General features: G+C 75.6%; 5 protein-coding genes. 4 read left to right on the forward strand and 1 reads right to left on the reverse strand.

The annotated features are described in order from the left end of the window. Position 1 precedes the first annotated feature (1 nt). The 3 genes from ACFIMZ_RS35395 to ACFIMZ_RS35405 all read left to right on the forward strand — a co-directional run bounded on the left by ACFIMZ_RS35395 (position 2) and on the right by ACFIMZ_RS35405 (position 14,545). Positions 2-6,145 carry a GNAT family N-acetyltransferase gene (locus ACFIMZ_RS35395; protein ID WP_431825911.1) on the forward strand — a complete coding sequence of 2,048 codons (6,144 nt, stop codon included), beginning with the start codon at positions 2-4 and terminating at the stop codon, positions 6,143-6,145. 581 nt (positions 6,146-6,726) lie between these two features. Next, a complete protein-coding gene (locus tag ACFIMZ_RS35400; protein WP_431826035.1) occupies positions 6,727-7,911 on the forward strand; it encodes a beta-ketoacyl reductase in 1,185 nt (394 codons plus the stop codon). After that, positions 7,904-14,545, forward strand: coding sequence for an SDR family NAD(P)-dependent oxidoreductase (locus tag ACFIMZ_RS35405; RefSeq protein WP_431825912.1), 6,642 nt, complete (start codon positions 7,904-7,906; stop codon positions 14,543-14,545). Before ACFIMZ_RS35400 ends, ACFIMZ_RS35405 begins: the two co-directional genes overlap by 8 nt. A gap of 194 nt (positions 14,546-14,739) precedes the next feature. On the opposite strand, the gene ACFIMZ_RS35410 is transcribed toward ACFIMZ_RS35405, so the two are convergent. Continuing rightward, a complete protein-coding gene (locus ACFIMZ_RS35410) occupies positions 14,740-14,904 on the reverse strand; it encodes a hypothetical protein (RefSeq protein WP_431825913.1) in 165 nt (54 codons plus the stop codon). Positions 14,905-14,981: 77 nt separating this feature from the next. Between ACFIMZ_RS35410 and ACFIMZ_RS35415 the strand changes: the two genes are divergently transcribed. After that, entirely contained in the window at positions 14,982-20,051 is a 5,070-nt protein-coding gene (locus tag ACFIMZ_RS35415) for an SDR family NAD(P)-dependent oxidoreductase (protein WP_431825914.1), read from the forward strand. Positions 20,052-20,056 lie beyond the last annotated feature (5 nt).

The raw sequence follows: 20,056 nt of genomic DNA on the forward strand, positions 1-20,056 counted from the left end.
CATGCTGGAACTCGTCAACACCTACCTGCACGGCTTTGCCGCCGTCCCGCTGCTGTCGGCCTGCCGCGAGCTCGGCATCCTCGCCGCGCTCGAAGCGGGCCCCGTCGGCGTGACGCGGCTCGGCGGCGAGCTGCGCGCGAACCCCGGCTACCTGCGCCTCGCGTTTCGCGCGCTGCACGCGCTCGACTGCGTCGCGTCGGACGATCACGAAACCTATGCGCTGACAGATCGGTTTCGTTCGTTGCCGGCGCTGCCCGACGGCATCGATACCCTTTACCGGATCGACTTCGACGCCTGCCTGCGCGACGGCGCGCAGGCGGCGCAGCTCGCGCCGTGGCTGGCGCGCTCGGCGCGCGGCTGGGACACCCGCGACGCCGACTGGGCGCGCGTGCTCGACGGCGCGCTGACGGTGCCGCTGCTGCTCGCGCTGGCCAAATGCGGCGTCGGGCGCGACGGTGGCGACGGCGATGACGACGCGAATCTCGCGACACGCGTGCATCCGGCGCTGCACGCGATGCTGCGCGACTGGCTCGACGCGCAGCGGCTGCTTGCACCGGCGCGGCCGCTCGCGCTGAACGAACGCGGGCGGCATCTGTGCGAGCGCGCGCTGACGATGGGCGTGACCGCTTCGTACCGGCCGCTGCTGATGGCGCTGCCCGAACTGATTTGCGGCGACCCGCGCCGCGTGCTGACGCGCGACGCCGACGGGCACGAGACCTACGTCGACCGCACCCTCAACGTGATCGGCAGCGGTTTCCAGCACGGCAAGTATTTCAGCGATCTCGCCGATCTCGTGGTCGAGCTGTTCGACCGCGAGCCGATCGACGCGCAGCCGCGCCATATCGTCGACATGGGTTGCGGCGACGGCGCGCTGCTGCGGCATCTCTACACGGCGATCGCGACGCGCTCGGCGCGCGGCCGTTGTCTCGACCGGCATCCGCTGCTGCTGATCGGTGCCGACTACAACCAGCGCTCGCTCGACGCCGCGGGCCGCACGCTCGACGGGCTGCCGCACCTGCTGGTGCACGCCGACATCGGCCAGCCGCGGGCGCTGCTCGACGTGCTGCGCGAGCACGGCGTCGACGATCCCGACGCGATCCTGCACGTGCGCTCGTTCCTCGATCACGACCGCCCGCTCGACCTGACGGCCGGGGCCGCCGACGCGGCGCAGCCGCCCGGCGACGATCACGTGTACGTCGACGCGCGCGGCAACTGGCTGCCTTCGGCGCGCGTCGCGCGCGACCTGCGCGAGCACCTCGCGCGCTGGGCCGGCATCATGGGCCGCCACGGGCTGATCGTGCTCGAGGTGTTCGCGTTGCCGGTGCGGCTCACGCGCGCGTATTTCAGCCAGACCGAGAGCTTCAGCTTCGACTTCTATCACGCGCTGTCGCGCCAGGCGCTCGTCGATGCGGGCACGTTCCACCAGGCGCTCGCGAGCGCGGGGCTCTATCCGGATCGCGATTCGCTGCGCCGCTACCCGAGCGTCACGCCGTTCTCGCGGATCGTCCTGCAGCGCGTCCACCCGAAACCGTTCGCGATCCGCACCATGACGCCGGACGACATCCCGGCCCTGCTGGAGATCGACGCGCGCTGCTGGCCCGAGCCGCTGCGGCTGTCGCGCGCCGCGCTCGAGCGGCGTCATCGCACGTTCGCCGAGGGGCAGTTCGTGGTCGAATACCGCGGGCAGGCGGCCGGGGTGCTTTATACACAGCGCATCGACGATCTCGATTCGGTGCTGCACCGCCGGCACGCCGACTATGCCGACGCGCACGTCGCCAACGGCCGCTACTGGCAACTGCTCGCGATCAGCGTGCATCCCGATTTCCAGTCGCTCGCGCTCGGCGATCAGCTGCTCGAGCACGCGCTCGACCTGGCCGCGCTGACGGCCGGCGTCGAAGCCGTCTACGGCATCACGCGCTGCCTCTCGTTCGTTTCGCAGTCTGAAACGATGGCGCGCTATATCGGCCTGCGCGACGCGCACGGCCAGCCGGTCGATCCGCTGCTGCGGTTTCACCATCTGCATGGCGCGACGATCGAACGCGTGGTGCCGGGCGCGCGCCCCGAGGACGTCGACAACGGCGGCGACGGCGTGCTGATCCGCTACGACCTGTCGTCGCGGTTCCGCGCGGGGCGTGCGCAGGCGGCGCCCGCTGCCGGCGAGCGTGGCCGCGCGCGCGGCACGCTCGACGTGGTGGCCGAATCGATCCAGCGCATCATGCGCGCGCCCGACACCTTCGCGGCCGATCGGCCGCTGCGCGAGCTGGGCCTCGATTCGATGGGGCTGATGGAGCTGCGCCTGCTGCTCGGCGCCGCGTTCTCGATCGAATTCGATCCGGCATCGTTCTTCACCTATCCGACCGCGCGCGCGATCGCCGGCCATATCGACGCGCGGCTGCGGCCGGCGCAAGCCGGCGCGGGGCCCGCGGCTGCGCCGCGCGAGCCGCGCCGCGCAGCCGCGGCGGGCGCCTCGGCCGCGCCGGGCGGCACGCGCGACACCGACGTCGCGATCGTCGGCATCGCGCTGCGCTTCCCGGGCGGCATCGATACGCCGCAGGCTTACTGGCGCATGCTCGAGGAGGGCCGCTGCGTGATCGGCCCGCGCCCCGACGCGCGCTGGCGCGAATACCGCGACGAGCTGGACGCGCTGGCGCCGGCGCTGCCGCAGATCCACCGGGGCGGCTTCCTGTCCGACATCGACCGCTTCGACGCCGCGTTCTTCCGCATCACGCCGCGCGAGGCGCAGGCGCTCGATCCGCAGCAGCGGCTGCTGCTCGAGCTCGTGCACGAGGCGTTCGAGCAGGCCGGCATCGATCCGGACACGCAGGCCGGGCGCGACGTCGGCGTGTTCCTCGGCGCCTATACGCACGACTACGAGGCGCTGACGCTGCGCGAACGCGCGCTCGGCGAGATCGACGCCTGGTTCGGCTCGGGCACCGCGCTGTCGACGGCGGCCGGGCGGCTCGCCTACTGCTTCGACTTCCGCGGGCCGACGATGACGATCGACACGGCCTGCTCGTCGTCGAGCAGCGCGATCTTCTCGGCCTGCCGCAGCCTGCTCGACGGCGGCGCCGCGATGGCGGTGGCCGCGTCGGTCAACATGATGGTCGGGCCGTCGCTGAGCGTCGCCTACGGCCGCGCCGGCATGCTGTCGCCCGACGGGCTCTGCAAGACCTTCGATGCGAGCGCCGACGGCTACGTGCGCGGCGAGGGCGGCGTCGTGCTGCTGCTCAAGCGGCTGTCCGACGCGCTCGCCGACGGCGACCGCGTCCACGCCGTGATCAAGTCCGCCGCGCTGATGCAGGACGGGCGCACCAACGGCCTGACCGCGCCGAACGGGCAGGCGCAGGTGGACGTGATCCGCCGCGCGCTCGCGCTGGCCGGCTGCGCGAGCGCCGACATCGACTACGTGGAGGCGCACGGCACCGGCACGCGGCTCGGCGATCCGGTCGAGATCCAGGCGCTGCACGACGCGTACTGCGCCGGAATCGAGCGCGCCGCGCCGCTGTCGGTCGGCTCGGTCAAGACCAACCTCGGGCATACCGAGGCCGTGTCGGGCATGGCGGGCCTCGTCAAGGTGGTGCTCGCGATGCAGCATCGCGTGGTGCCCGCGCACCTGCACGTCGACGCGGTGAGCCCGCTGCTCAAGCTCGACGAACGGCGCATCGAGATCGCGCGGCAGGCCCGCGAGTGGCGCGCCGAGCCGGGTCGGCCGCGCCGCGCCGGCGTCAGCTCGTTCGGCTTCAGCGGCAGCAACACGCACCTGATCGTCGAGGAATTCGTCCCGCCCGAGGCCGGCGCCGCGGTGCAGGCGCCGGCGTCGCCGCTGCCCGCCGTCGTCTCGGCCGCCACGCCTGCCGCGCTGCGCGCGAACCTCGCGGCGCTCGCCGAGTACGTCGACGCGCGCCGGGAGCGGATCGATCTCGCCGCGCTGTCGCGCACGCTGACGGCCGGCCGCGCGCAGCATGCGCGGCGCGTCGCGTTCGCGTTCGATTCGCACGACGCGCTGCGCGAACGCCTCGCGGCGGCATCGGCAGACAGCAGCGCTTCCGGCGCGGGCCTGCGGATCGCGTTCATGTACACGGGCCAAGGCGCGCAGTATCACGGCATGGCGCGCCGGCTCGCGCAGGCGAGCCCGGTGTTCCGCGCGCATCTCGAACGCTGCGCGGCGCTGGTGCGCGAGCAGGCCGGGTTCGACCTGTTCGACGTGATGTGGGGCGAGCCGCGCGCGCGCATCGACGAGACGCGCTACACGCAAGTGGCGCTGTTCTGCGTCGAGCACAGCCTCGCGCTGCTCTTGCGCGAGGCCGGCATCGAGGCGAGCGTGGTGCTCGGCCACAGCGTCGGCGAATTCGGCGCGGCCTGCCATGCCGGCGTGATGAGCGAGGCCGCCACGATCCGCCTGCTGAGCCGGCGTGGCGAGCTGATGCACGAGGGCACCGCGCGCGGCGCGATGGTCGCGCTGCTCGCGCCGCTCGCCGAGATCGAGCCGCTGCTGCGCGGCTTCGACCGGCTGGCCGTGGCCGCGCTCAACGGGCCGCGCAACCAGGTGGTGGCGGGCGATCCGCAACAGCTCGAAGCCCTCGTGAAGCTGGCCGGCGAGCGGCAGATCGCGGCGTTCCCGCTGCCGGTGGAGCGCGCGTTCCACTCGCCGCTGATGGAGCCGATCCTGTCCGCCTTCCGCGAGGTCGCCGAAGGCATCGAGTACGCCGCGCCGCGCGCGACGCTGATCTCGAACCTGACCGGGGAGGTGTGCGCCGGGCCGCTCGGCGCCGGCTACTGGACCGATCACATCCGGCAGCCCGTGCGTTTCGAGCAGTCGGTGCGCAGCCTGCTCGCGCAGGACGTCGATCTGGTGATCGAGATCGGTCCCAAGCCGATCCTCACGCGCATGGCGCAAGCCGCCGCGCCGTCGCGCACGGTGCAGTGGCTGCCGGCGCTCGTCGATGCCGACCATCACGGCCTTGCCGCGATCTTCGCGAAGGCGAGCGAGGCCGGGCTTGCCGTCGACTGGCGCGTCTACCCGCATGAGCGCACCGCGACGCTCGACGACCTGCCGCATTACCGCTTCCAGCGCGAGTCGTACTGGCTGCCGGCGAGCGGCGCACGGCCGCGAGGGGCGAGCGGGGCGGTGGCGGCCGACGTGGCCGACGTGGCCGACGCGGCGACAGGCGCGGCCGTGACGACGGCCACCCGCACCGCGCCGGGCGCGCGCACCGAGGTGCGCATCGATCCGGACCTCGACCGTGCGCCGTGGGCGCACGTGATCGGCAGCCACAGCGTGTTCCCGGCGGGCGGTTATCTCGGGCTGGCGATCGAGGCCGGCCTGCGCTGGCTCGGCCGGCCGGCCGGCGTCGTGCTGCGCGGGCTGCGCTTCGAGCAGATGCTGCGCCTGGCCCACGACACGGCCTACCGGCTCGAAGCGACGGCCGAGCCGTCCGAGGGCGGCCACGCGGCGATCCGCGTGCGCAGCGCGAGCGGCGCCGACGGCGCGTGGACCTCGCATGCGCTCGGCATCGCCGAACCGCTCGCCGCCGGCACGGCCGCGCCCGCGATCGCGGCGCCGGCCGATGCGCAAGCGGTCGCGATGGACGGCGCGTTGTTCTACGGGCGCGTTGCCGCGCTCGGCTACGACTATGCGCCGCCGTTCCGCGGCATCACCTGGCTGCGGCGCGCCGGCGACACGATCGGCGCGGACCTCGCGGTCGCCGGCACGCCCGAGCCGGCCGGCTACGCGGCCGCGCCGTGGCGTCTCGATCACTGCCTGCAGACCGTGCTGGCCGCCACGCTCGAATCGCTCGAAGCGGACGGCGCGCATCTGCTGCTGCCGACCGGTGTCGAGCGGCTGGCCTGGCACGGCCCGCTGCCGGCGCAGCCGCGCGTGGTCTGCCGCGTGCGCGCGCATGACGAGGGCATCGAGGCCGACCTGCGCATCACCGATGCGCGCGGCACGCCGTGCTGCGAGATGGACGGCGTGCGGTTCGCGCGCGTCGATCGTCGCGGGCTCGGCGGTGCGGCCGCGATCGCCGCAACTGCTGCAACCGCCCGGTCCGCCGGACCCGCCGCGGCGCGCTGCATGCGCCGCGCTGGCAGCCGGTCGACCTGCCGTCCGACGCGTCGGCCGACGAAGCCGGCCGGCCGTGGCTGATCGTCGGCGACGCGGCGTCGGCCGGCGACGCCTTCGCCGCCGCGCTCGCGGCGCGCGGCGCGCGCGTCGAGCGGCTCGACCGCGCCGGCGATGACGCGGCCGGCATCGCCGCGCTGGAGCGGCGCCTGGTCGATTACGCGGCCGCCCATGCCGAACCGTTCGGCCTGGTCCATGCGCACGCGGCCGGTTCGCCGGGCGCGGCGGCCGCCGATCTGGCCGTGGTCCGTTTCCTCGCCGGCCTGACCGCCGGCCGCCTGCATCGCGCGCTGCTGGTCACGCGCGGCGCGCAACCGGTGGCGGGCGAGGCGCCCGACGCATCGGCCGCGGCGCTCTGGGGACTCGGCGCCACGCTGCAGGCCGAGGCGCCGCAGCAGGCGGTCACGCTCGTCGATCTCGACGCCGGCCGGTGCGACGCGGCCGATGCCGATGCCGTGCTGCGCGCGGCCGACCACGCGGCGTCGCGCGACGCCGCGCGCTGGCCCGACCATCTCGCGCTGCGCGACGGCCGATGCCATCAACGCGGGCTCGGGCCGGCGCTCGCGCGCGACCCGGTGGCGATCGCCGGCGACGGCGCTTATCTCGTGACGGGCGGCCTGGGCGGCGTTGGCCGGCGCGTCGTCGAATTCCTGCATGCGCGCGGCGCCGGCCGCATCGTCGTGCTCGGGCGCGGCGTGCCGGCCGAGCCGCCGGCGTGGCTCGCGGCGCTCGAGGCGCGCCGCGCCGCCATCGAGTGGGTGGCCTGCGACGTGACCGATGCCGCGCGGGTCGCGGCCGTGGTCGGCGCGCTGGCGCGCGACGCCCGCGTACGCGGCGTCGTGCATGCGGCCGGCGTGCTCGACGATGCGCGCCTCGTCGAGCAGGACGCCGCGCGGCTGCAGCGCGCGGCGGCGCCGAAGCTCGACGGCGCGCGTCACCTGCTCGATGCGCTGCCGGCCGCGTCGCTCGATTTCGTCTGGCTGTTCTCGTCGATCACCGCGCTGTTCGGCGGCGCGGGCCAGGCCAACTACGCGGCCGCCAACGCCGCGCTCGACAGCTTCGCGCATGCGCTGCGCGCGCGCGGCGTGCCGGCCACCGCGATCAACTGGGGGCCGTGGCGCGATACCGGGATGCTGGCGCGCGTGGCTCAGCCCGACGCGACCTACGCGCGGCTGCATGCGAACCCGCTCGACCCGGCCGATGCGGCGCGCTGGTTCGACGCGCTGCTGGCGATCGGCGACGCGCAGTGCAGCGTCGTGCACTGGCGGCTCGACGCGCTGGCGCAGGCGCGGCGCCTGCCCGCGCTGCTGCGTCCGCTCGTGGCGGTGGCGGCGGAGGCGGCGGGCGGTGCCGCCGCGACGGCATCGGCCGAACCCGATTCCTACCTGCAGCGGCTCGCCGGCGCGCTGCCCGCCGAGCGTGCGGCGCTCGCGCGGCGCTTCGTCGCCGAGCAGATCGCCGCGGTCACCGGCATCGCGGCCGACGCGATCGCGCCGGCCGCGCCGCTGAGCGGGCTCGGCATGGATTCGCTGATGAGCGTCGCGCTGAGCCTGGCGCTGGCCGACTGCCTCGGCATCGCGTACTCGGCGACGCTGGTGTTCGATCACCCGACGCTCGACGCGCTGGCCGCGCACGTGCTGGCCGGCAACGGCCTGGCCTTGCCGCCGCTCGCGGCGCCCGCCGAGCCGGAGCCCGCCGTGGCGCCCGTCGATGCCGAGCTGGCTGAAATCGAGGGATTGCAGGACGACGATCTGGTCGCGTTGCTCGGCAAGGAGTTCATCCGTGAATAAGTCCGCGTCGTCCGCCGGCTGGAAGGACGAATACCTGAGCCGGCTGTCCCGGCTGTCGAAGAACCAGCTGATGGCGCTCGCGCTCAAGCTCAAGCAGCAGCAGGTCGAGGACGGCCCCGCCGCCGAACCGATCGCGATCGTCGGCGTCGGCTGCCGGCTGCCGGGCGGCGTCGCCAGCCCCGACGACTACTGGGCGCTGCTGCGCTCGGCGGGCTGCGGCATCGGCGAGATGACGTCCGAGCGCTGGAACATGGGCGCGTACTACGACCCGGACCCGGAGGCGGGCGGCCGCATCCATACGCGCTCGCTCGGCCTGGTCGACGAGGTCGACCGCTTCGACGCCGATTTTTTCTCGATCTCGCCGCGCGAGGCCGAGTCGATGGACCCGCAGCAGCGGCTGCTGCTGGAGGTCGCGTGGGAGGCGATCGAACGCAGCGGCCACGCGTGCGCGTCGCTCGACGGGCGCCAGGTGGGCGTGTTCGTCGGCATGATGAACAAGGACTACCTGCACCTGAACGCGCCCGACATCACCGGCGCCGACGCGCGGCATTCGCCGTACTACGCGTCCGGCGAGGCGTTCAGCATCGCGGCGGGGCGGCTCGCCTACATCCTTGGCGTGCACGGGCCCTGCATGACGATCGACACGGCCTGCTCGTCGTCGCTGGTCGCCGTGCATCTCGCCTGCCGCAGCCTGCTCGACGACGAATGCGAGCTGGCGCTCGCGGGCGGCACCTCGCTGATCCTGTCGCCGGAAGCGTCGATCGTCAGTTCGAACGCGCGCATGCTGTCGCCCACCGGGCAATGCTGGACCTTCGATCACCGCGCCGACGGCTACGTGCGCGGCGAGGGCTGCGCGGTGGTGGTGCTCAAGCGGCTGTCGCGCGCGCTGGCCGACGGCGATCCGATCCTGGCCGCGATCGTCGGCTCGGCCGTCAATCACGACGGCCGCAGCCAGGGGCTGACCGCGCCGAACACGGCCGCGCAGATCGCGCTGATGCGCGACGCGCTGCGCGCCGCGAAGCTCGACGCCGCGCGCGTCAGCTACGTGGAGGCGCACGGCACCGGCACGCCGCTCGGCGACCCGATCGAGATGAACTCGATCCAGACCGTCTACGGCGACGGGCGCCGCGACGACGCGCCGCTCGTGATCGGCTCGGTCAAGACCCAGATCGGCCACACCGAGGCCTGCGCGGGCGTGGCCGGCCTGATCAAGCTCGCGCTCTGCGTCGCGCATGACCGCGTGGTGCCGCAGCGCAACTTCGAGCGGCTCAATCCGCACATCACGCTGCGCGACGGCGTGCGGCTCGCGCTGGGCGAGGCCCCGTTCGGCGGCGCGGCCGGCGCGCGCCACGGCGCCGTCAATTCGTTCGGCTTCAGCGGCACCAACGCGCACCTGATCGTGCGCGACGTGCCGCCGGCCGCGGCCGCCGCGCCGCCGGCGCGCGGCCCGCGCGTGCTCGCCGTGTCGGCCGCCAGCGCCGCCGCGCTCGACGCGCTGCTGCTGCGCTATCGCGACTACCTGGCCGAAGGCGAGTCCGGGCCCGGGTTCGAGCCCGGGTCCGAGCCCGACTGGGACGCGCTCGCCTACACGAGCCAGGTGGGCCGCAATCATTTCCGCGAACGCGTCGCGCTGACGGCCGACGGCATCGCCGGGCTGCGCGCGGCGCTCGCTGCGACGATCGACGAGCGGGCCGCCGCCCGCGCCGATGCATCGGCGCAACGCGCGAAGGCGGCGCCGGTCGACGGGATGCGCTGGGTGTTCAGCGCGTTCGACGCCGCGCCGGCGGTGGTCGTCGAGCAACTGAAGCAGACCAGCGGCGCATTCTCGGAACGCTTCGACGCGCTCGTCGCGCTTGCCCCGGACGGCGTGGCCGCACGCGACGACGCGCTGGCCTACCTGACGGGCTGCGCGATCTTCCAGACGCTCATGGCGGCGGGGCTGCGCCCCGACGCGGTGGCGGGAGGTGACCGGGGCGGCCGCCTCGTCGCGGCGACCGCCGCGGGCCTGGTGAGCGTCGAGACGGTGCTCGCGTGGCTGCCGCTCGATGCCGCCGCGCGCGATCTCGCGCTGGCCGGCTGGCCGCTCGTGGGGCCGGACGTCGCGCTGGTCGACGCCGGCGACGGCGCGAGCCGCGTCGAGACCTGGCGCGATGCAACGCGCCGCCGGGACTGGCTGGCGATGCCGGCCGACGAGCCGGCCGCGCGGGACGGTGACGGCGCCCAGGGCGCCGGCCGCTGGCTGGCGATCGGCGACGCCGCGCTTGCCGCCGGCCTCGCGCCGCAAGCGCTGTTCTCGCGCGAGTCCGCATCGCGCTCGTGGGATCGCGCGTGGGCCGCGCTCTACGCGTCGGGCCTGTCGCCCGACTGGTCCGCGCTGTACGGCGCGACGCGCCCGCGCCGGCTGGTGCTGCCGACCTATGCGTTCCAGCGCCGGCGCTACTGGCCGCGCAATGCGAAGGTCGCGCAGCTGCAGGCGTCGCCGCTTCAGGGCGGGGCCGATTTCCGGCTGGTCTGGCAAGCCGCCGCACCGACGTCCGATACCGCGCATGAGACGGCGCCCGCGCGGCGCCGCATCGTGCTGGCCGAGCCCGGCGACTGGCAGCACGCGGCCGCCTTGCCGCCCGGCGTGCAATGGCGGGCGCTGCCCGACGGCTGGCGCGACGCGGGCGTGCTGGCCGGCGTGCTCGCCGCGCTCGCACCCGATGCGGCGGGCGGCCCCGTCGACCTGCTGTTCTGGCTCGCGCCGTCACGCGCCGGGCTCGACGGCACCGCCCGGCAGGCCGGGCTGGCGCGCCATGCGGCTGAAACGGCGCGCGGCTTGCGCGTGATAGGCCAGACGCTGCTCGGCCTCGGCGATACGGCCGGCCTGCGGCTCGGTTTCGTGACCGAGGGCGTCGAGCGCGTCGGCGACGGTGACGAAGGCGCCGCGCCGAACGTCGGCGATGGCGTCGTCGCCGGCTTCGCGAAGACGCTCGGGTTCGAGCAGCCGCACTGGCGCCCGTGGGTGGTCGATCTCGACGCGCGCGCCGACGGCGCCGCCCGGGCCGCGCAGATCGTGCTCGCGCTCGACGCCGGCGACGGCGAGAACGACGTCGCGATCCGCGACGGGCGCCGCCACGTCCGGCGGCTGGCCGCCGTCATGCCGGATGCAGCGGATGCGCCGGATGCGGCAAACGCGGCGGATGCGGTTCGCGAGGCGCCCGTGCGCGGCGACCGCGCGTACCTGATCACGGGCGGCCTCGGCGGCATCGGGCTCGCGCTCGCGCGCCGGCTGGCCCGCGCCGGCGCCGGCGAACTGGTGCTGGTCTCGCGTCGCGGCCCCGACGATGCCGATGCGTGCGCCGCGCGCGATGCGCTGGCCGCCGCCGGCGTACCGCTCACCTGGGTGCGCGCCGACGTCGCCGACCACGACGCGCTGCGCGCCGGCCTCGCCGCCGTGCGCCTGCCGCTCGGCGGCATCTACCACGCGGCGGGCGTGCTCGACGACGCGCCCTTGCAGAACCTCACCGACGCGCATTTCGAACGCGTGATGCGCGCGAAGGTGGCCGGCGCGCTGAACCTCGACCGGATCGCGCGCGAGGCCGGCGTCGCGCGCTTCGTGCTGTTCTCGTCGGTGGCCGCGATCGTCGGCTCGGCGGGGCAGGCGAACTATGCGGGCGCGAACGGTTTCCTCGCCGCGCTCGGCCGCGCGCGCCGCGCCGGCGGCTTGCCGGCGACGGTGATCCATTGGGGCCCGTGGGCCGAAGCCGGGATGGCGACGGCCGGGCGGGTCCGGCAGAAGATCGAGCGGGCCGGCTTCGTGCTGCTCGAGCCGGACGCCGCGCTCGACGTGCTGGAGGCCGCGCTCGCGCGCCCCGACGCCGAGGCCGTGATCGCGCGCTTCGACTGGGCCCGCATCGCCGAGTACCTGGCCGAGCGCACCGCGCAGCCGCTGTTCGAGCTCGTCTCGGGGGCGGCGGCCCGGCCCGCCGCGAAACCCGCCGGCCCGGCCGGCGACCGGCTCGCCGGTTTCGTGCGCGCGCTGCTGCAACAGACCGGCGCGGCCGCGCGCAAGCAGATGGAGGCGCACGTCGAGGCCACCGTTCGCGACGTGCTGGCGATCGACGCCGGCGACGCGATCGACCCGGCGCGCTCGCTGCTGGAGCTCGGCATGGATTCGCTGCTGTCGGTCGAGCTGCGCAACCGCTTCGCCGCGCAACTGCAGCTGTCTTTGCCGGTCTCGCTGATGTTCGACTGCCCGAGCGTGGCCGCCGTGTCGCGGCGGCTGCTCGACGACCTGCACGCGCGCGAGGCCGCGCAGGCATCGCAGGCACGATCGGACGACGCGGCGGCCCCGGCCCATGCCGCGACGGGCCCGGCCGCTGCGCTGCCCGCCGCGCCGCGCGCCGATGCCGCGCGCGGCGACATCGCCGTGATCGGCATGGCCTGCCGGATGCCGGCCGGCGCGAACGACGTCGACACGTTCTGGGACCAGCTGCTGGCGGGCGCCGACATGGTCCGGCCGTTCGACGGCACGCGCTGGGACGTGCCGCGCTTTTACGCGCCGGGCTCGGCCGACGACGGCAAGATGGTCGCCAACGACGGCGGCCAGATCGCCGACGTGCACGGCTTCGACAACCGCTTCTTCGGCATCGGGGATCGCGAGGCCGAGTACATGGACCCGCAGCAGCGCATCGCGCTGGAAGTGGCCTGGGAGACGCTCGAATCGGCCGCCTACACGCCCGAGCAGCTTGCCGAGGGCGCCGGCGTGTTCATCGGCCCCGGCCCGTCCGATTTCGCCGACCTGTCGCAGCGTCACGCGAAGGCGCTGGTCGGGCTGATGGGGCCCGGCCATCACGTCAGTGCGATCCCGGGGCGCATCGCGCACCTGTTCGACTGGCAGGGGCCGTGCATGGCGATCGACACCGCCTGTTCGTCGTCGCTCGTCGCGGTGCACGTGGCCGCGCAGCACCTGCGCGAGCGCGAGTGCCGCGTCGCGCTCGCGGGCGGCGTCAACGTGATCCTCTCGCCGGCCAACAACATCGTGCTGTCGAAGGCCGGCATGCTGTCGCCGGCCGGCCGCTGCCGCACCTTCGATGCCGGCGCCGACGGCTACGTGCGCTCCGACGGCTGCGGGATGGTGCTGCTCAAGCGCCTCGACGACGCGCTCGCCGACGGCGACACGATCCACGGCGTGATCCGCGGCAGCGCCGTCAATCACAACGGCCAGGGCCAGGGGCTGACCGCGCCGAGCAGCCGCCAGCAGGCGCGCCTGATCGAGGCCGCGCTCGCGCGGGCCGGCACGCCGCCGTCCGAGGTCCGCTACGTCGAGGCGCACGGCACCGGCACGCCGCTCGGCGACCCGATCGAGATGGCCGCGCTGAAGGCCACCTACGGCGCGCAGCGCGACGCGGCCGATCCGCTCTACGTGGGCGCCGTGAAGTCGGCGATCGGGCACACCGAAAGCGCGGCCGGCGTGGCCGGGCTGATCAAGGTGCTGCTGATGATGCGGCACCGGACGATCCCGCCCACGCTGCACCTGAAGACGCTCAATCCCCACCTCGAGATCGACCCGCGCGCGATCCGCATCCCGACCGCGCCGCAGCCGCTGATCGCGCGCGAGGACGGCGCGCTGACCTGCGCGGTCAGCTCGTTCGGGTTCAGCGGCACCAACGCGCACCTGATCGTCGCCGCGCCGCCGGCGCGGCCGGCCGCGCACGAGGGCCGCGGCGCGTTCGCGGTATCGGCGCGCACGCTGCCCGCGCTCGCGCGCCTTTGCGAGCGCCATGCGCGCCATCTCGAACGCGTTGGCGCGTCCGACGCGCTCGCCGATCTCTGCGCGACGACGCTGGCCGGCCGGCGCCGCTTCGAGCACGCCGTCTGCCTCTATCCGGACAGCCACGACGACCTGATCGCGCAACTGCGCGCGACGGCGGCGCGGCTGCGGCACGGGCAGGCCGACGCGCCCGCCGCGATCGACACGCTCGCGTTCCGCTTCGTCGCCGGCGCCGCGCTGCCCGCCGCCGCGCCGGCCGGCTGGCACGGCGAGCCCCGTTTCGCGGCCGCGCTCGCGGCGGCGCGCGCGGCACTCGCCGCGCAGCCGGGCGGGCACGCGGCCGGCTGGATCGACGCGCTGCCCGAGGCGGCCTGGTTCTGCGTGCTGCATGCGATCGCCACCTGCCTGGCCGCGTTCGGCGTCGAGCCGGACCAGCTCGTCTATCGCGGCCGGATGTGGCTCGCGGCGGCGGCCGTCTATCGCGAGTGTTCGCTCGACGAGGCCGCGCGCCGCTTCGTGGCCGCCGATCCCGCGCCGGCGCCCGAGCGGCTCGGGCGGATCGCGCTGCGGGCGGCCGATGGTGGCGAAGGCGGCGAAGGCGCGGGCGGTTTCCTCGCGCTGCGCGATGCGAACGGCCGCGCCACGCGCCATCTCGATGCCGCCGCCGGCCTCGACGACGACGCGTGGCGGCGCGCGTTCGGCGCGCTCTGGGCCGGTGCGCGCCCGGTGGACTGGCGGGCCGGTTTCGCCGGCGCCGGATACCGGCGCGTCGTGCTGCCGGCCTATCCGTTCGAGCACCGCGACTGTTCGCGGCCCGCGCGGCTCGCGGCCGGCGAGCGCTCGCTCGAGCAGCTGCTGGAGGATCTGCAAGCCGAATAACCGGGCATCCGGGCGCGGTGCGCCCGGCAACTGACTTTTGCCGCCGGCATGGGGAGGACCGTGGCACATTTTCTCGATCGGATCGAACAACTGTCGAAGCCGCAGCTGCAGGCGCTCGCGCGCGCACTGCGCGACGAGATTCTGCACCTGCGGCCGGACGAGCCGGCGGACGCCGCGCCGGCTTCAGGGCTCGCCTACGAGACGCGCTGGCAGGCCGCGCCGCTCGCCGCCGCCGGCTCGGCCACGGCGCCTGCCGGCACCCCGCGCGTGCTGCTGCTGACCGAGCGCGGCGCCGCCTGGCCGCCGGCCGGGGCCGCCGGGTTCGCGTCGTGCGTGGCGTCGGAACTCGATCCCGGCACCGGCTGGGCGCCCGAGGCGCTGGCCGCGCAACTGTCGAGGCTGTCGCAACTGTCCGGGCCGTTCGACGCGATCGTCTATGCCGCCGCCACCCACGCCACCCACGCCACCACGCCACCCACGCCACCCACGCCACCCACGCCGCCCACGCCGCCCCGCCGCCCACGCCACCCACGCCACCCACGCCGCCCACGCCGCCCACGCCGCCCACGCCGCCCACGCCGACTCGGCCGCCGAGCCTGCCGCCGCCGCGCTCGCCGCGCGCTGGGGCACCGCGCTGGCGCTGGCCGCCGCGGTGGCCGCCGCGGGGGGCGAACACGCGGCGCCGGCGCGGCTATGGCTGGTCACGCGCGGCGCCCAGCGCCTGCCCGGCGACACCGCGCCGGCCGACGTCGCGCTGGCGCCGCTCGCGGCGCTCGGCCGCACGCTGTCGCTCGAACAACCGGCCGCCTGGGGCGGCTGCATCGATCTCGACGATGCGCCGGCCTCGCTCGAGCGCGCGTTCGACGAGATCGCGCGCGACGCGGCCGGCAGCGACGACGAGATCGCCTACCGCGCCGGCCAGCGCTACCTGCCGGTGCTCGAACGCGTGGCCGACGCGGCGCCGCCGCACGCCGCGTTCGTGCCGGCGGCCGACGCGACCTATCTCGTGACGGGCGGCACCGGCGGCATCGGCACCGTGCTGGTCGACGACCTGCTCGCGCGCGGCGCCGGGCGCGTGGTGGTGTTCGGGCGGCGCGACCCCGCCGCGCCCGAGGCGGCCGCGTGGCTCGCCGAGCGCCGCCGCGTGGCCGGCGACGCGGCGCGCGTCGCGCTGGTCGCGGCCGATCCCTGCGATCCGGCGGCGCTCGGCGCGGCCCTCGACGGCATCCGTCGCGACGGCCCGCCGCTGCGCGGCATCTTCCATGCGGCCGGCAGCAACGAACGGATTCCGCTCGCGCGCCTCTCGCGCGAGGACATCGCGCGCATCGTCGGCGCCAAGGCGTTCGGCGCGCTGCATCTCGACCGGCTGACGCGCGCCGACGCGCTCGATTTCCAGGTCTATTTCTCGTCGATCGCCGGCCGCTGGGGCACCGCGCAGATGGCGCCGTACGCGATGGCGAACCGCTTCCTCGACGCGCTGGCCGAGCGCCGCGACGCCGAGGGCCGCGTCACGCGCAGCCTCGCGTGGGGGCCGTGGGCCGAGGTCGGCATGATGGTCAGGCAGCGGCAGCAGGGCTTCGGCGCGCTCGGGCTGCGCGGGCTCGCGCCCGAGGCCGCGCTGGCCGCGCTGGCGCGCGCGCTCGGCGAGACGGGCGCGACGCGGCAGCTCGTCGACGTCGACTGGCATCGCTATGCGGAGCAGGTCGCGGCAGCGAAGCACCTGCGCCCGTTCGCGGCGCTGAGCGCCATCGCGCCGGCGGCCTCGGCCGACGCGCCGGTCGACGCGGGCGCCGCCGCCACCGACAACGCCACCGCGGCCGACGATTTCGGCACGCCCGACGCGACGCTCGCGTTGCTGCGCGAGCTGGTGGCGGAGCTGACCGGCGCGGCGCTGCCCGAGCGCGGCGAGACGCGGCCGATGCAGGAACTCGGGCTGACCTCGCTGCTGAGCATCGAGCTGAGCCAGAAGCTGCGTCAGCGGCTCGGCGTGCCGTGCCGCCCGACCGTGGTGTTCGATCATCCGACGCTGCACGCGCTGGCCGAGGCGCTGGCGCAGGCCTGGGCGCGCGCGAATCCGCGCCCGGCGCCCGGCGGCGCCGCGCAGGCCGGCGTCGGCGTCGATGCGGCGCGGGCCGACGCCGACGACGGCGCGATCGCGATCGTCGGCATGGCGTGCCGGCTGCCGGGCGCCGATTCGCCCGACGCGCTTTGGGCGCAACTGACGCACGCGGCGCCGGCCGGCGGCGACGCGCTCGACGTCATCGACACGCGGCCCGCCGCGCGTTTCGACCTGGCGCGCTACCTGTCCGACGACGACGCGCCCGGCAAGGCGTACAGCCTCGCGGGCGGCTTTCTCGACGACCTGGAGCAGTTCGATCACGCGCGTTTTCGCCTCTCGCATCGCGAGGCCTGCTTCATGGACCCGCAGCAGCGGCTCGCGCTGGAGACCACCTGGCGCGCGTTCGAGGACGCGGGCATCGATCCCGCCGCGCGGCTCGACGGCGGCGCGGCGGGATCGATGGACGCGGCCGTGTTCTTCGGCATCGGCCAGAACGAGTACGGCCCGCTTTGCCGCTCGGTGGCCGACGGCGAGGACGCCGGGCTGATGTCGACCGGCCAGTCGATGAACATCATCGCCGGGCGCATCGCGCACCTGTTCGGCCTCGACGGCCCGGCGATCTGCCACGACACCGCGTGCTCGTCGTCGCTGGTCGCGCTGGACGCGGCGGTGCGGCACCTGCGCGGCGGCCGGAACCGGCTCGCCGTGGTCGGCGGCGTCAACGCGCTGGTCTCGCCCGACACCTTCGTGCTGCTCGGCAAGGCGCGCGCGCTGTCGCGGCAGGGGCGTTGCGCCGCGTTCGATGCGCGCGCGGACGGCTACGTGCGCGCCGAGGGCTGCGTCGTGATGGTGCTCAAGCGGCTCGCCGACGCGCGCGCCGACGGCGACGCGATCCACGCCGTGATCCGCGGCAGCGCGATCAACCACGATGGCCGCAGCAGCGGCCTGACCGCGCCGAACGGCCGCGCCCAGGAGCGCGTGATGCGCGCCGCGCTGCGCGACGCCGGCGTCGACGCGCGCGAGGTCGCGCTGGTCGAGGCGCACGGCACCGGCACCTCGCTCGGCGACCCGATCGAATACCACGCGCTGCGCGCCGTATACGCCGACGAGACGCCGCGCGCGACGCCGCTGGTGCTCGGCACGCTGAAGTCGTTCGTCGGCCACACCGAGGCCGCGTCGGGGCTCGCGGGGCTGCTGAAGCTGGTGCTGAGCCTGCGGGCGCGCACCGCGCCCGCCCAGTTGCACTACGCGACGCCGAACCCGTTCATCGACGCGAGCGAGCGGATCGAGATCCCGCGCGCCGCGCGCGCGCTTGCCGGCGCGGATGCGGGCCGGTTGCTGGGCGCCGTCAGCGCGTTCGGCTTCAACGGCACCAATGCGCACGTGATCGTCGAGCGCGGCGACGATCGGCCGTCGCGACGGCTCGCCGGCGAGCCGTTCGCGCGCGTGCGCTGCTGGTACACCGCGCGCCCGCTCGCGGCGAGCAGCGGGCTCGCGCAGGCGTTCGGCGCCGAGCCGGCGAGCGCCGCGCCCGCGAGCTACGTGACGCGCTGGACACCGTTCGCGGCCGACGCCGCCGCGCCCGCGCCGGTGCGGCAGGTGCTGCTGCTGCGCGCGACGGCGGCGGCCGGCCGGGGCCGTGACGATGGACACGGCGCGCCGGCCGGCGACGCCCTGCATGACGCATTGACCTCGGCATTGACCGCGCGCGGCATCCGCGTGGTCGAGGCCGCCTGCGAGCCCGCGTCGGGCGCGGGCGTCGACGCGGTGTTCGCCGCGCAGGCCGCCGCGCACGGCGCCTTCGACCGGGTCGTGCTGCGCGTCGACGACGGCGCCGCGTGGCCCGACGAGGCGCTCGACGCGGGCTGGCTCGAACGGCTCGGCGGCTGCTGGTCGGCGCTCGCGCGCCTGCCGGCCGGCGCGCCCCACGTGCTGGTAATCGGCGCCGCGCCGGCGCCGGGCGAGCCGGGTGCGCAGCCGCGCTGGCCGGCCGTGCTGGCCTGCGCGGACAAGGAGCGCGCGGGAGCGTCGACCACCTGGCTCGAACGCTCGCCCGAAGCCGACGATGCAACGCTCGCCGCGCACCTCGACGCGCTGCTCGCGATCCGCGAGCCGGCTTGCCGGCTCACGCGCGACGGCCTCATGGTGCCGCGCCTCGCGCGCGCCACGCCCGTGCCGTCGGCCGCGTTCCGCGCGCGCGACGGTCACGCCTATCTCGTCAGCGGCGGCCTGGGCGGGGTCGGCGCGCGCGTGCTCGCGTGGCTGCTCGAACAGGGCGCGCGCCACGTCGTCAGCCTGAACCGCCGCGCGCCCGACGCCGCCGAGGCCGCGTCGCTCGACCGGCTCGGCCGCCGCCACGGCGCGCGCATCGATACGCTGGCGATCGGCGTCGCCGATCCCGCCGCGCTGAGCGACGTGCTGCAACGCACGCTCGGCGCGACGCCGCTGGCCGGCGTGTTCCACTGCGCCGCCGTGCTCGACGACCGGCCGTTCTCGCGCGAGGCGTGGGGCCCCGCGCGCGACGTGCTGCTGCCCAAGGGCGCCGGCGCCTGGCATTTGCATCGCGCGACGCTCGGCCAGCCGCTCGACCACTTCGTGGTGTTCTCGTCGCTGTCGGCGCTGCTCGGCCAGCCCGGGCAGGCCGCCTATGCGCTCGCCAACGCGCTGGCCGAGGCCGTGGTCGTTCGCCGCCGCGCGCTGGGCCTGCCGGCGCTCGCGATCCAGTGGGGGCCGTGGGCCGGCGTCGGGATGGCGGCGCGCGGCGGCGATGCGCTCGCGGCGCAGCACCGCGCGATCGGCCTGGCCGCGCGCGGCGCCGACGACTACCTGCGCGTGCTGGCGGACTGGCTCGCGCCGTCCGCGAGCGCCGCGCCCGCGGCTTGCGTCGGCGTGTTCGATCTCGACTGGCGGCGCCATGCGGCCACGTACGCGCCGGCGCCGCTCTGGGCCGGGCTGATCGCGGACGGCGCCGCCGACGCCGGCGCCGGTGCGGGGACCACGGCGGCCGAGCCGCCCTCGTTCGCCGAGCGCCTTGCCGAGGTGCCGCCCGACCGGCGCCGGCACGCGTTGCGCGCGCGCTTGCGCGAACTCGTCGCGGCCTGCCTCGGCCGCGACGCCGCCTCGATCGCCGACACCGACGGGTTTGCCGAGATCGGCGTCGATTCGCTGCACGCGACGGTGCTGCACCGGCAGCTCGAACGCGAGTTCGGCGCATCGCTGCCCGCCACCATCGCGTTCGATCACCCGACGGTGGCCGCCGTCGCCGACTGCCTCGCGCGCGGCGCGCTCGGTGCGCTGTTCGCGCCGGCGGGGGCGCACGCAATCGCGCCGGCCATCGTCGCGGCGCCGGCTTCGGCCGACGCGCCCCTGACGGACCACAGCGCCGCCGAACTCGCCCGCATCCTCGAACGCGAGCTCGACGGCCTCGAATCACGCGGAGCACTTTGATGACG

It is taken from the genome of Burkholderia sp. F1, from assembly GCF_050813845.1.
Lineage (GTDB): Bacteria > Pseudomonadota > Gammaproteobacteria > Burkholderiales > Burkholderiaceae > Burkholderia > Burkholderia ubonensis.